We start from the raw sequence: 13,193 nt of genomic DNA, 5'->3' as shown, positions 1-13,193 counted from the left end.
TTATCTCGCCACCATTCTAAATTTAAGACTTTTGTGGGATGACTGGCAGTAGTAAATACGATTCCATGTCCCCGCCAGAATAAATGGTATTAACAGCGCCAGCGTTGTAATCACAATGGAAGTGTGTGTATGGCGCACTACCAACACCATCACGAGGCTGAATATCAACCCTCAAGGAATGGCCTTTTTGAAGCACAATACAGGTTGGCCAAATTTCGATCTGACACTCTACTGGAACATCAGGCTCCAGCCATAACCTCTGATTGTGCGAATGGTAAGGGCGATATGGCAGTGTTTTTTGTGGGTCTAACTTGCGATGTGAGGCACGCAGCCATCCCTTAGTCAATGGAATGGGTTGACCATGCTGACCTACCTCATTGACGTCCTTACCATCAGGCCCAATATTACGCAAAGTAATCATGATGTCCATATCCTCTGAGGTACTGGATACCCACAGATTACACATTAAGGGGCCGGTAATTTCAAAATCTTCAGTCATAGGAGCGGTTTTAAAAGACACGCCCGTTCTAGCACTACTACCGTGAGTTGTTGCTAGTGAAGAGCTTGAAGCCACACCGGCTTTAGTGGCACCACTGGTTGAGTAGCTTAATTTACCCAGCTTTGCTGGAGGTGTCTTTACCAAAGAACCTTCAACGTTAGCCTCAATCTCTGAAGGCTCGCGCTCTATTTGTAGATACATCTTCGTCCACTCGGTTCTTGCTAGCGGCCACTCATGTTCATAGCGGAAAGGATAAGACTTGGTACTGCCACCAGTTCTGATTTCTAACTTAATCGGTGGCTCTTTCATGATTCCGTTATCAATATCCTTGAGCCAATAATCTAAGAAGCGAAGCTGATCAAGCTTTCCTTCTTCTGAGTGGAACGGATGAAAATGCGTACCCGTATGAATACGCAATTTTTTGTTCTTAGAGGCAGCATTGGTATACCCTTCGGTATTACCGCGAAGATGAAGAGCCCATCCACCCCAATTACCAACGCTGTATAGCGGAACAGTAATTTGATCCCAACGGGCGCTATTCAGTCGCCACCACTCCGAATCCAAATCATGGCTGAGATATTGCCACAGCATATCTTGAGTAAATGCATCTGGATTATTTTTTCTAGCGCGCCCCAAAAGGTGGTGGGCGGTATGCGTAGCAATCCAATTCACCACAAAGCCGCTGGAGAATATGCCGCCATGATAGGCTTGATCGCGATATTGATCAGCCCTTCCCTCCCAAGGGATGATGGCCTTTAGCGAAGGCGGTTGCAAATTAGCCACCCTCCATTGGCAACTAGCGTGATATGAAATACCCATCGTACCCACTTTACCGGAGCACCATTTCTGCTCAGCTATCCACTCTATACAGTCATAAAAATCCACTCCCTCTTGATAAGAGCTTGGCTCACATTTTCCAGGGGATTTTCCAGTACCACGAGAATCTACACGAACACAAGCATAACCTCTGGGGACCCACCATAGTGGATTAACCGTTTCCCAATTCATGTATGGGTTAGCATCCTCCTCCAAATCATCCGGGGGGATCCACAGTTTGTCTTTTTGATAGACACTGATATTCATTAATGCCGGAAATGTTTCTGCAGATGTATCTGGGCGGAAGATATCTGCGTACAAAATACCGCCATCTCGCAATGGGATTGCCACATCGCGCTCAATAATCATTCCCCAATCTTGGGGTTTAGAAATGGGGCCTTCATAAGTATCGGCTGAGACTGCTTTAGTGATATTTGTCATATTTCTTTCCATGTATCAAATCAGTTTTTAAACTTCTTTTTTGAAAGCTTAGGACTAATGGGCTAATATGTATACCAATAATATAAATAGTTACTATTTAAAATATGAATAAAAATGTTGATTTGCAACAACTGAGCTGCTACGTAGCGCTCATCAAGCATCAAAATGTCTCTAAGGCAGCGAATGATTTAGGACTCAGTCAGCCCACAGTAAGCTTGGCACTCAAGAAGCTACGGGAAACATTCAAGGATCCCTTGCTTATTCGATCGAATGGGCGCATGACTCCAACCAGCCGCGCAATAGCCCTAGACATTGAAATCCAGGAAATCCTTCATCGAGTCGATGCCCTAAATAGATCAGAAGCTTCTTTTAATCCATTGACCTCAGAAGCAACATTTTCAATAATGTGCCCGGAGTTTGTGGAGTACTATCTTGCGCCAAGAATTGCGGCACGCTTAGAGCAGGAGGCCCCTAATATTAAAGTTCGATTTAAAACTTCTAATCCAAACGAGGCATTCAATATGCTGGATAAAGGAGAATTGGACTTTCGCCTTGGCTGGTGGCCAAAACCCAATTTAATGCTGCGGACTAAAATTTTGTTTAGAGATGAGCTTGTTTGTCTATCAAAAAAAAATAAGCATCCAAATCAAAAGCTTTCCATAAGTGAATTTATTAATTCACGTCACATACGTTTGGAAGCACCTCGAAATGGGGTATCAACGATGGTGATTGATCAGGCCGCATTAAAAATCGGCGAGAAAATTAATATTGCCCTAGAAGTACAAACAATTTTTAACCTTTTAAAAACAGTATCAGAAACAAACTTTTTAGCCTGTATCGGCAATAAGATAGCGCAAGATATTAAAAATAAATTTATGATTGAAATCCGCCCTATCCCTCTAAATGTTCCAGAGATCAGAATTGCACTTTACTGGCACGAAAGAACACATCGACAGGCCTCCCATATTTGGCTAAAAAATATCATTGAGGCTGAGATGTTAGAAATTAATAACATCTAAAAAATCAATAAAAACTGAGTTCAAGGAATACTTATTTATTTAGCTCCACTCTATTTATTACTCAGCGCTAGCTAATACTTTTCCCCAGCGTGGATCCGGCTTGGGTGCAAATTCCTTCAGATTTGGTGGACATGCTCGCAATGCGCTGCAAGTAGTACTAAGGATATTTAGAAGTACGGGCTTTCCAAACTCAGCCTCCAAGATGGGAACCGCGTGAATAGCAAACCATAATCCGCCAGGCATTAATAAAGCCTCTGCCTGTGGTGCCTGCGTGAGCGCCTCACGCCCTAATTTCAGGGCTAACTCATGATCGGCTAAAGCACTTGCCGACTTATTTTGAGACAGTGATCGACCTTGAGACTTGCAGGCCAATACTTCAATACCAGCATCAGCTAAATAGGCAATCAGACCTGCGTTAACAGCATCAGACCAACGGGATGCAATTGCAATTTTCTTGACACCTAAATGGTTTAAGGTGGATATGTGCGCTTCTGCATCGGTATCGCATTCTAACCCCGTCCTAGCTCTAGCTTCATCTAGCAAAGCTAACATCCGCTTTCTACCCAGGGCTGCTGCAACGGGAACGCCGCTTAAGGAAATTCGATCTACTGGTTTCTTAGCCAATAAGTCTAAGGCTGAATAAAAAGCAGGCATTTGCGACTCTACAGATTCAAGCGTGTACTCGGCTAAATTAAGTCCTGTGGTGACCAGCATCATACCTTCTGGCGCAACACGATAAAACTGGTAAGAATCTAAATCGGTATAACGATGCGGAATGATGTACCCCAACTGAAACCATGGGGTAATAGGAGTTAGTCCGCCTTGATGCCTGCGCTCTTGATGACCTTCGACCATTTAATTGTCTCCTTATTGATATAGCTAGTTAATCCCTCTGGTGAACTACCAATAGGCTCAATTCCATTTAAGCTCATCATGGATTTAAAGGATGGGTCCTTTAATATTTGCAATAGCTCAGCATTGATACGTGCCACCACTTCACGTGGCGTATTCGCAGGAGCAAGCATGGCATACCAAACCGTTGAGTCATATCCAGGAACCCCTGACTCCGCAATAGTAGGTACGTTTGGCAAACTAGACAAACGCTTATCACCCGTAATCGCCAATGCCTTCAAACGGCCAGTTTGGATATATTGCAAAGAGCTCACTGCTGGGGCAAATAAAACCTTCACATGACCAGCCAACACATCTGATAATGCCGGACCACCGCCCTTATAAGGAACATGGGTCATTGGAATTCCCGTCATACTAATGAGTAATTCTGCAGCCATATGTGCGCCACTTCCGCTCCCAGAGCTCGCATAGGTTAACTTTCCATTTTCTGCTTTAGCCAAAGTCAATAGCTCCTTGGTTGTATTGACTGGCAAAGTAGGATTTACCAATAATAAATATGGTGCCTCCGCAATCAGTGAAACTGGTGAAAAGCTTTTTATTGGGTCATACGGAATTTTGTCGTAGAGCGCACCATTGACAGCGAGCTGAGGTGTAAGTGCTAACAGTAAGGTATATCCATCAGCCGGCGCCCTGGATACAGACTCCATTCCTATACTGCCTCCAGCGCCACCACGATTCTCAACGACAACTGACTGACCAAGCCGCGTAGAGAGCTGCAAAGCAAGCGGTCTTGCAAAAGAATCTGTTCCGCCTCCAGCTGGGTAAGGAATCACTAATTTAATGGGTCTATTTGGGTATGGGTCGGCAGCTACAGCTTGCGTGATTTGACATAGCGTAAACAATGTCAAAAAAAATCGGAATATGTTCTTAAGCATCGGATCCCCAGGTAATAAACAAACATCGTCACTACATTTGGCTAAATGGTAGCAAGCTTTTAAGTGGCTAGTATTTACCCTGTAACAATTCGTATCTCACTGACTATTGTTTTGTCATTGCTTAGCTTACTAAAATGAGATGTTTTTATAGGCGCGCAATACAGGATCCACTGCAGAGTTAACGCTTGTTTTTTACTCTTAAAAAAATAAGGGCTGCTATACCTACCAGCATGACATAAAGCGAAATATATACAGCCCCTTTGCTATGAGCATAGGCAAAGCTGGAATAACTGAGATAGGCACAAGATGCGCAAAATAATAAAGGTGTTATCGGATAGAGTGGAATACTAAAATCCCGCTTCACGTCACCATGCTTAAATCGTAATATAAAAACAGCGACACCAACTAAGAATAAAAATAACCAAAAGACTGGAGCTGTAAATTCGACCATGGCATCAAAGCCATCGGCCTGTAAAGCACCAAAGCCAACCAAGGCTAAGCAAATAGCAGACTGAACAAGTAAGGCCAAATGGGGCGAGCCACGTGCAGTTTCCCATTGCCCCATAAAACGAAGACCTTCCCAGTCTTCACCAATGGCATAGTTTGTGCGAGCACCAACAATCATCGTTGCATTGATACTGGTAAGTGCTGCAATAGCAACAAAAAGACCAAGTAACTTTTCGCCCAAAGGCCCGAAAGCCAGTGCTAAAAGATCTGCAGGCGCCGTCTTGCTATTGGCCAGCTTTTCCATGCCCAAACCAGAGATCAGAGCCCAGTTCACCAGCAGATAAATAATCGTAATAAGGATGATGCTAAAGACAATTACAAAGACCACATCTTTATTACCCCCTTTTACTTCTGCCGAAATATAAGCAGATTCATTCCACCCACCAAAGGTAAGCAATACAAAAACAAGAGCGAGACCCAAAAGGCCTAAGGGAGGCGTACTTGAAAAAGCAGGCTCATGCACAACAGGCGGCAAAGGGAATCCAAGCCAGCCAAATCCTGCGGCAATAATCACTAGCAAGCCAGTCACTTCAAAAAAGGTAAGCAAGGTTTGAAGGCTGACACTAAGGTGGATGCCAACTAAATTCACTAAAGTAAGCGCAACAATAATCGAAACCGCCCAAATAACGGAAGAGTATTGACCCAGTGGCAGAACCTTAGTCATGTAGTCGCCAAAAACAAAAGCGAGCAAGGCAATCGAGCCAGTGTTGATAACGGTGGCCTTAGCCCAACCATATAAAAAAGCAATATTTTTTCCGTATGCCTTATTGAGAAAATGATAATCTCCTCCCGCATGCGGATACATAGTAGCTAACTCAGCATAGCAAAGAGCTCCAGCTAAAGAGATCAGGGAGCCAGCCAGCCATACCGCCATCATCCATCCAAGGTCAGATGTAATGCCAGCGATCATGGAGGGCGTCTTAAAAATCCCCGCCCCGATGACGATACCAATGATGATTGCGATCGCACCTGATCGCGATAAAAGTCGTCCCGGCGTTTTTTGAGCGTGGCTATTCATGCACTAAAGCAATTGGGCGCTTTTAAAATAATGCTTTACTGCAGATAGCCGGAAAATTCACGAGCCATGTAACCAGAATTTTCCACGCCCTTTACCTTGGACTCATTAAATGTCAGGCTTACTGAAGTCAAATTACCGTTACGATCAACGTAACTAAACTGCAATTGATCACCTCTGAGTTTCGCATTCAAAATCGGCTGAGTTCTGCCGCCAAAAGTCAGATTACCACCAACGAATTGAAACTTTTGTTGCAAACTTAAGATTGCGCTATTTTGCAAGTCAAAATTAGCTAACACCCACTCTCCCGCTACGGAGGCGGGTACTACCCAAAAATATCCCCTAGCAGGGTTATCAATCTCACCATCGGGTTGCCAGTCAGCCATATTAAATGCATGAGAAACCACGCGTGTACCAGGCTTCATTTTAAGAATAGTCGGCCTTAATTGAAAATTGAGCTCAGGCAGCAGATAGAGAGTTACTACGCTTGCCTTAGAAAAATCCTCTTTGAAGATATCACCCTGAATTATTTTGACTTTATTTGCTACGCCTGCACGTTCAGCATTTCTCTGTCCTAGCGCGGCCATATCAGCGTTATATTCAATTCCAACTGCTCGTGCGCCAAAATCTTTTGCAGCAGCAATCGCAATCTTACCGTCGCCAGCACCAAGGTCATACACAAGATCGGTGGGTCCAACATTCGCAATTGTTAACATCTTGGTTACAAGCTCATTGCCTGTTGGAATCCAGATTACATCTTTACCACTTTGACCAAGACTGGGTTGGTATTTTTGATCACCAAGATCATAGGCATTTTGGGAAAAAGCACTTCCACAGACTAAGACGGTAAGAATAAAGGTAAGTTTTTTTATCATAGGTATCTGGCACCAAAAGAACTGAATTACAAATGTGAAGAATTGTGATTTTTTTTAATTACAGCATAAATAATATGAATTCATATTTAAAAAGGAGATTCCGGCAGGATAAATAGTAAGAGTCTAATGTTTTCAATGGCTTAGCTCTAAAAAACACGTCTTATATTTACTACACTAGGGTGCTAAAAGTCTGCTTACATTCAAGGCGCAACCGAAGCCCCTTCAATGCAATGCCGCTCTAGGGATTGCGCTACAAAACCACTGGATTTCATTGCCTCAACATATTCACTCAAAAGTTCTGCCGCCTCAGAGCCATAAGATTTTGGTAAGCCCATGGCCTGCTGAATCACCATAAAGCGACCTGGCAATAGTCTAAAACCAGTAAATCGCTTCATATCTGCTTCAAGTTGCTGCCTCACGCCAGCAGCAACGTCATGAGCATCTCTCACAAATACATCAACGACCGTAGGCGATGTAGGCGCTCGGACGATCTCAGCATGTTTTAATTCCCTGCTTAAAAATAAATCGTATGCACTCCCCTTACCTACTACCACCTTATTTTTTGCATCATCTACTTCTTGATTTACCTGTATGGAAGAATCATTCTTTACAAGATAGGCGCCTTCAATTAAGACGTAAGGAGCAGTAAAGCTAATACCCTCGCCACGGAGTGGATCAACTGCAAAAAAGCCAATGTCCGCTTTTTCTGCCGTGACAGCCTCAACTGATTTTCCAGCTGAATCAAAGACAACTAGTTCAAGCTCAACACCCAATAACTTGGCAAAATTCTTCGCCAAATCAACCGAAACCCCAAATGGAAGACCGCTTTGAGGATCTTTATTAGCAAGAATAGGGTTACCCAGATTAATAGACGCTCTTAATTTTTTTGTAGGGGTAAACGTCTGAATGAGTTGTTGAGTTACGTTCATAAATGGAAACACCAATCGTAGTTAAAGGATAAAAGGTAAATCAAAGTAAGTTGGGTGAAGAATCTTTTTAAGTATCCGCATATTGCTTCAATAGCTGTAATGTTTCAGTGCTGATCTCAATACCCGCTTTACGTTGCTGCTCGAGCTTAGCCAACTCAATCATGCCAGGAACAATCACTGGTTTATCTGAATCAGCTGGAGGGCTATCCATCAATATATTTGCAAAATCAATCATCCGCTCACTTAACCACTGACTTGATCCAAGTCGTTTGGTATCAATCAAAATAAAAAAGTGGCCAAGATTCTGGGGCTCATCAGGTTCATCTTGCCAAGATTGAATATGGGTTAAATATCCAGCGTTTGATAAAAGCCCTGCAAATAAATCTACCATCAGCGCAAGTCCATAACCTTTATGACCGCCAATAGGTAGCAGAAATCCATCTAAAGCAGTTTTTGGATCCGTAGTTGGGTTGCCCTTTGCATCAGTACCCCACGTATCGGGAATCTGTTCACCACGCTTGAAAGCATTTCGAATTTTGGCACGTGCCACCACACTCATTGCCATATCCAATAGAAAGTGCTTTCCACCCGGATTGGGAACACCAAATCCCAAGGGGCTATTACCAAGGCGCGCATCGGAGCCACCCCAAGGCGCAATGGTTGTTGTAGCATTGCTGCCGATGATGCTTGCAAAGCCTTGATCTGCAGCAATTAATGAGTAAGGTGATATCGGACCAAAGTGATTGCTACCCCTAGCAAATGCAACTGCAATGCCAAACTGACTTGCTGCTTCCATTGCAGCTTCTAAAGTACGCATACCCACTACAGGGCCAACACCATTATCACCATCGACTTTAATCATGGCTGGAGCTACTTGGTCAATAGTGATATTGGGCCGCGGATTAATGCCACCAACCTTCAAACGGGCACCATATGATTCAATTCGACTAAAACCGTGGGTCGATAAACCAAAAAGATCTGCTATGACCAAAATATCGACTACATCTTTAACATCCTTATCGCTTAAGCCCAGACTCTGAAAAGCGCGCTTGCCTAGATCCCGTAGCTCTGATTCTGAAATTAAAGTATTGCCATTCTTGCCAGTAGTCATGTTATTCAGTCATTTTTATTTATTAAATAAGTCTGCCGTAAGATTTACACTTTTCATCAATACCAAGCTTAAATCATTGACCTAGATAGGGGTTTCTAATTCTATTGCAATATTAGTAGAAAGCTTGGAGCTCACGAAAATCGCGAGACAAAGAATGAGGCTGACTCATACTCAATCACTCCACGTTGAATATTTATCCATCACAGAATGAAATAACTCAGATTCAAGATGATGATTGAGCCAGCTCTGGAGTGATGCCAATGCTAGCTCATCAAACCAGATTTGATTAACTGCGGCAAACTGTCTTATGAAAGGGAAAATGGCAATGTCAACCCAGGACATCCGATTACCCAATAAGTAATGACTAGAATTCAGTCTCGTTTCCATGGGTTGCAGCATCAGCTCTATGGCGGCGCTCACTACATCTTCCCGCCTCAAATCTGGGAACCGATTGAGATATTTGTATTGGTCTAAAAGTGCTTTAAAGGGGCCATCATTTTTTTCAATCCATATCCTAGATTCGACCTCATCAACATTACTCCAATCATCTGGGTCGCATTGCTCTAATGCCCAACGCATAATGTCCAGACTCTGATCCAAAACAAGTTCATCAATACATAAGACCGGAACAGTTCCCTTGGGTGAGGCAAGCAACATCGATTTCGGCTTGTTTCTTAATGCTATCTCTCGATACTCAACCTGAATGCCGGCATATTTCAATGCCATACGTGCCCTCATTGCATAGGGGCATCTTCGGTAGGTATACAAAATTGGTGACATGCTGTTAGTTTATAACCCAGCTCAAACCCTCTACAAGTAACCCCTTATTATCTTGGGCGAAGGTACTACAGCCTCTCATTGTGTTTCATTATTTGTTTCGCCCATAAGTTCAGCGGGGTAAAACAGACTTGGAATATGATTTAGGATCACAAGTCTATTTTCTGTTTCCCTAGAATAATTTGAAGAGGTTATAAATATGTTGCGTTCACTTTCGGCTGTCTTGACGTTGCTGGCGGCTCTCTGCAGTACTTCTGTACAAGCCCAAAGTAATTGGCCCTCTTCTCCTATCACCTTAATCGTTCCCTACGCTCCGGGTGGATATTCAGACACACGTATGCGTCTTCTGGGACGTAAGCTCACTGAAAAGCTAGGGCAACCTGTAGTGATTGAGAATAAAGCGGGTGCGGGAGGCGTGATCGGGACTAACATCATTGCAAAAGCGAACCCTGATGGCTACACCATTGGCTGCGGCAGCTTTGCACCATTGGCAATCAACCCTATTCTCATGAAGAGCATTCCTTATGATGCCGCTACAGATCTAGCTCCTGTTATTTTGCTGGAGATAAGCCCTCTCGTCCTCAGCGTATCCTCACAATTACCCGTTAAAAATTTAGCTGAGTTAATCGCTCTCGCAAAAGCAGATCCAAATAAATTAACCTATGGATCCTCAGGGCAAGGAGGTGCACATCACCTTTCAGGCGAAATGCTAGAAGCTGAAGCCAAGATTGAACTAACCCATGTTCCCTACAAGGGAGGTGCGCCTGCAGCCACAGATTTGATGGCAGGGCATCTAGCCATGATGTTTGAGATGGGTTATGCAGCCCTCCCAGCCATTAGGTCAGAGAAGATTAAACCGATTGCAGTAACCTCAATGAAGCGCTTGGCAGCACTACCCAATGTTCCTACGATGAGCGAGGCCGGTCTTCCTAGCTTTGAGTCATATAACTGGCAAGGGATTGTGGTGCCAGCAAAAACTCCTAACGCAATTGTGCTTCGTTTGAATAAAGCAATTAATGAAATTCTGCAAGACCCAGACATGGCAAAAGCGATTGCAGATGGGTTAAGCCAACCCGTCGGAGGAAGCCCAGAAAACTTCGGTAGATTCATTAAATCAGAACGTGAAAAATGGGGCAAGGTCATTAAAACCGCAAACATTACTGCGGAATAATTCTCCCTTACATCTCGGGTACCCAGATTTCGCCCGTCATTAGGCGGCGGGCGCTTCTACTCATCAATGCTTTAGTAATTACCCATTCACCAGATTCATTATTTGCCTCAGCACCAACCCCCAGGGTTCCTGATGGGTGACCAAACCTTACTCTTGCTTGAGATTTACCCCCTAGAACAGTATTAATAATGGTGCCAGGTATTGCACTAGCAACCGCTATTGCAATAGCGCCTGTACCAGTCATCGCATGATGAAGTTTGCCCATCGACATAATTCTGGCGAGCACATCAATATCTTGTTCATTTACTGCTTTACCGCTTGAAGCGGTATAGGCACTTGCGTTCGCAACAAAAGCGAGTTTAGGGGTATGGGGACGCTTCTCAGTTGCCTCGGATGGAGTCGTAGCTAGACCCATAGCAACAGTTGCCTGAGCACGAATCGTTTCTAACTTTTTAAGTAATTCAGGGTTGCCGTTCACATCTTCTTGTAACTCAATCCCAGACAAACCCAACGATTTAGCATTTACAAATATTGTAGGATTGCCAGCATTAATTAATGTAGCCTCGATTTTTCCTATTCCTGGAATATCCAGTACATCTACAAAGTTACCAGTTGGGAACATTGCACCACCATCGGAATCCTCATCAGCCCCTGGATCTACAAATTCCAATAGAACCTCAGCCGCTGGAAATGTGACCCCATCAAGCTCAAAGTCACCGAGCTCTACTACTTGACCATTTTTTACAGGGACATGAGCGATGATTTTTTTACCTAAGTTTTCCTGCCAGATGCGAACCGTTTTAAATCCGTCTGGACCGGCATCTACTAAGCCCTCCTGAATGGCGAAAGGACCAACAGCAGATGTGAGGTTGCCGCAATTGCCGCTCCAATCTACCACCGGAGCATCAATCGCTACCGCTCCAAATAGATAATTCACATCACAGTCCTCGCGATTGCTTGGGCCAATGATTACCACCTTACTCGTACTTGATGTGCCATTCCCCATGCCATCAATTTGCTTCCCATAGGGATCTGGACTACCGATGACCCGTAGCATGATTTTGTCACGCTCGAGCCCTCGATTTTGTGCGCAAAGGGGTAAATCCTTCTGATTAAAAAAAACACCTTTACTAGTACCGCCACGCATATAAATCGCGCGAATCGGGATTTGTTTTGGGGAACTCATATCCGCATTAATCTATCTTGAGATTATTGTCTTTTGCAAATTTCTGCCAATAAACGATCTCTTGCTTAAACGCTTTATCAAATCGATCTGGTGGAACGGCTACGATATCAAATCCTTCCTCGGTAAATTTTTTGCTCAATTCTGGAATAGCTAAGGCTTTAGTAATTGACTGATAAATACGATCAACAATCGGCTTAGGAGTTTGTGGGGGAGCAAAAATACCGAACCAATTATTAATGTCATAACCAGGTAAAACCTCCGAGACACTTGGTGTATTGGGAAGTGCTGACATTCTTTGAGCGCTAGAGACGGCAATTGGAATAACCTTACCATTTCGGATGTGCTGCATTAATCCCGGCGCGGTTCCAAATGACATATTAATTTGACCACCGATTAAATCAGTCAAGGCGCCACCACTACCCTTGTAGTGCACCATAGTCATTTCAGTGCCACTAGATTTTTCAAGCAGCTCAGCTGCTAAATGAGAAATCTGTCCAGCTCCTGCAGTTCCAATAGTTACCTTACCAGGATTTGCTTTTGCATATGCCAGCAACTCCTTCAAATTTTTAAAAGGAGCATTTGGATTAGCTACCAATAGCTGTGGTGCATTAGCCACCTTGCTAATGGCCACTAAACTTTGGGTATCAAAGGGCAGCTTAAAAAATGTTGGATTACTAGTGATGGCGCTATTCGTCAGCAGTATGGTGTAGCCATCTGGAGCAGCCTTCGCTACAGCTTCTGTACCAATAATGCTGGAAGCTCCAGGTTTATTTTCAACAATGATTGAAACACCCAAGTCACCAGACATCTTATCCGCCAAGGCACGCCCCAATACATCTGAGCCACCTCCCGGAGCGAAGGGAATCACCATACGAATAGTTCGAGTAGGATATTCTGCAGCTTGTACGGTAGAAGTGAGTTGCATTAGCAATGCAAAACAAAAGGTCATCAGTAGTCTCATGGTGGTCTCCTTAACTTGTTTTATAAAAGTCTGGCAAGTAATATGATTGTTCTGTACTTACTATAAATTAAAAATCAATTGAGATAGAAAAATCTATTC

Annotated in this window: 12 protein-coding genes; 2 read left to right on the top strand and 10 right to left on the bottom strand. The window is 43.7% G+C overall.

Features of this window, described 5'->3' with window-relative positions; genetic code table 11:
* Window positions 1-22: 22 nt before the first annotated feature.
* Window positions 23-1,756 (bottom strand): CocE/NonD family hydrolase, encoded by a 1,734-nt coding sequence (locus ICN43_RS03435; protein WP_216197210.1) that lies wholly within the window; start codon window positions 1,754-1,756, stop codon window positions 23-25.
* 104 nt (window positions 1,757-1,860) lie between these two features.
* Here ICN43_RS03435 and ICN43_RS03430 point away from each other — a divergent pair, with 104 nt between their 5' ends.
* Window positions 1,861-2,775 carry a LysR family transcriptional regulator gene (locus tag ICN43_RS03430; protein WP_216197209.1) on the top strand — a complete coding sequence of 305 codons (915 nt, stop codon included), beginning with the start codon at window positions 1,861-1,863 and terminating at the stop codon, window positions 2,773-2,775.
* A 57-nt stretch (window positions 2,776-2,832) separates the two neighbouring features.
* Here the strand turns inward: ICN43_RS03430 and ICN43_RS03425 are convergent, their stop codons facing one another.
* The 7 genes from ICN43_RS03425 to ICN43_RS03395 all read right to left on the bottom strand — a co-directional run bounded on the left by ICN43_RS03425 (window position 2,833) and on the right by ICN43_RS03395 (window position 9,779).
* Window positions 2,833-3,630 (bottom strand): hypothetical protein, encoded by a 798-nt coding sequence (locus tag ICN43_RS03425; protein WP_216197208.1) that lies wholly within the window; start codon window positions 3,628-3,630, stop codon window positions 2,833-2,835.
* Window positions 3,588-4,562, bottom strand: coding sequence for a tripartite tricarboxylate transporter substrate binding protein (locus ICN43_RS03420; RefSeq protein ID WP_216197207.1), 975 nt, complete (start codon window positions 4,560-4,562; stop codon window positions 3,588-3,590). Before ICN43_RS03420 ends, ICN43_RS03425 begins: the two co-directional genes overlap by 43 nt.
* Window positions 4,563-4,740: 178 nt before the next feature.
* The gene (locus tag ICN43_RS03415) at window positions 4,741-6,087 is read right to left on the bottom strand and encodes an APC family permease (protein ID WP_216197206.1); all 1,347 of its coding nucleotides are present in this window, start codon (window positions 6,085-6,087) and stop codon (window positions 4,741-4,743) included.
* A 35-nt stretch (window positions 6,088-6,122) separates the two neighbouring features.
* Window positions 6,123-6,959, bottom strand: a complete 837-nt coding sequence (locus ICN43_RS03410) for a class I SAM-dependent methyltransferase (protein ID WP_216197205.1) — start codon at window positions 6,957-6,959, stop codon at window positions 6,123-6,125.
* A 200-nt stretch (window positions 6,960-7,159) separates the two neighbouring features.
* Window positions 7,160-7,888 (bottom strand): ABC transporter substrate-binding protein, encoded by a 729-nt coding sequence (locus ICN43_RS03405; RefSeq protein ID WP_216197204.1) that lies wholly within the window; start codon window positions 7,886-7,888, stop codon window positions 7,160-7,162.
* 67 nt (window positions 7,889-7,955) lie between these two features.
* A complete protein-coding gene (locus tag ICN43_RS03400; RefSeq protein WP_216197203.1) occupies window positions 7,956-8,999 on the bottom strand; it encodes an Ldh family oxidoreductase in 1,044 nt (347 codons plus the stop codon).
* Between the two features lie 171 nt (window positions 9,000-9,170).
* Window positions 9,171-9,779, bottom strand: a complete 609-nt coding sequence (locus ICN43_RS03395; RefSeq protein ID WP_216197202.1) for a glutathione S-transferase — start codon at window positions 9,777-9,779, stop codon at window positions 9,171-9,173.
* A 190-nt stretch (window positions 9,780-9,969) separates the two neighbouring features.
* On the opposite strand from ICN43_RS03395, the gene ICN43_RS03390 reads away from it, so the two are divergent.
* Window positions 9,970-10,947: a Bug family tripartite tricarboxylate transporter substrate binding protein gene (locus tag ICN43_RS03390; RefSeq protein WP_370623194.1), complete on the top strand. Its 978-nt coding sequence runs from the start codon at window positions 9,970-9,972 to the stop codon at window positions 10,945-10,947.
* A gap of 7 nt (window positions 10,948-10,954) precedes the next feature.
* Here the strand turns inward: ICN43_RS03390 and prpF are convergent, their stop codons facing one another.
* Together prpF and ICN43_RS03380 are read right to left on the bottom strand one after the other, a co-directional pair.
* Entirely contained in the window at window positions 10,955-12,133 is a 1,179-nt protein-coding gene (gene prpF / locus ICN43_RS03385) for a 2-methylaconitate cis-trans isomerase PrpF (protein ID WP_216197200.1), read from the bottom strand.
* Window positions 12,134-12,140: 7 nt separating this feature from the next.
* Window positions 12,141-13,094, bottom strand: coding sequence for a tripartite tricarboxylate transporter substrate binding protein (locus ICN43_RS03380; protein WP_216197199.1), 954 nt, complete (start codon window positions 13,092-13,094; stop codon window positions 12,141-12,143).
* Window positions 13,095-13,193 lie beyond the last annotated feature (99 nt).

Origin of the sequence: Polynucleobacter sp. UK-Mo-2m-Kol15 (assembly GCF_018881505.1) — a bacterium.
Lineage (GTDB): Bacteria > Pseudomonadota > Gammaproteobacteria > Burkholderiales > Burkholderiaceae > Polynucleobacter.
Note: the sequence above shows the minus strand (reverse complement) of the source record. Positions and strands in the feature narration are given on the sequence as shown.

Excerpts from the sequence above, each read along its gene's own strand:
- ICN43_RS03435 (WP_216197210.1), bottom strand. The coding sequence starts at position 1,756 with ATGACAAATATCACTAAAGCAGTCTCAGCCGATACTTATGAAGGCCCC.
- ICN43_RS03430 (WP_216197209.1), top strand. The coding sequence starts at position 1,861 with ATGAATAAAAATGTTGATTTGCAACAACTGAGCTGCTACGTAGCGCTC.
- ICN43_RS03425 (WP_216197208.1), bottom strand. The coding sequence starts at position 3,630 with ATGGTCGAAGGTCATCAAGAGCGCAGGCATCAAGGCGGACTAACTCCT.
- ICN43_RS03420 (WP_216197207.1), bottom strand. The coding sequence starts at position 4,562 with ATGCTTAAGAACATATTCCGATTTTTTTTGACATTGTTTACGCTATGT.
- ICN43_RS03415 (WP_216197206.1), bottom strand. The coding sequence starts at position 6,087 with ATGAATAGCCACGCTCAAAAAACGCCGGGACGACTTTTATCGCGATCA.
- ICN43_RS03410 (WP_216197205.1), bottom strand. The coding sequence starts at position 6,959 with ATGATAAAAAAACTTACCTTTATTCTTACCGTCTTAGTCTGTGGAAGT.
- ICN43_RS03405 (WP_216197204.1), bottom strand. The coding sequence starts at position 7,888 with ATGAACGTAACTCAACAACTCATTCAGACGTTTACCCCTACAAAAAAA.
- ICN43_RS03400 (WP_216197203.1), bottom strand. The coding sequence starts at position 8,999 with ATGACTACTGGCAAGAATGGCAATACTTTAATTTCAGAATCAGAGCTA.
- ICN43_RS03395 (WP_216197202.1), bottom strand. The coding sequence starts at position 9,779 with ATGTCACCAATTTTGTATACCTACCGAAGATGCCCCTATGCAATGAGG.
- prpF (WP_216197200.1), bottom strand. The coding sequence starts at position 12,133 with ATGAGTTCCCCAAAACAAATCCCGATTCGCGCGATTTATATGCGTGGC.
- ICN43_RS03380 (WP_216197199.1), bottom strand. The coding sequence starts at position 13,094 with ATGAGACTACTGATGACCTTTTGTTTTGCATTGCTAATGCAACTCACT.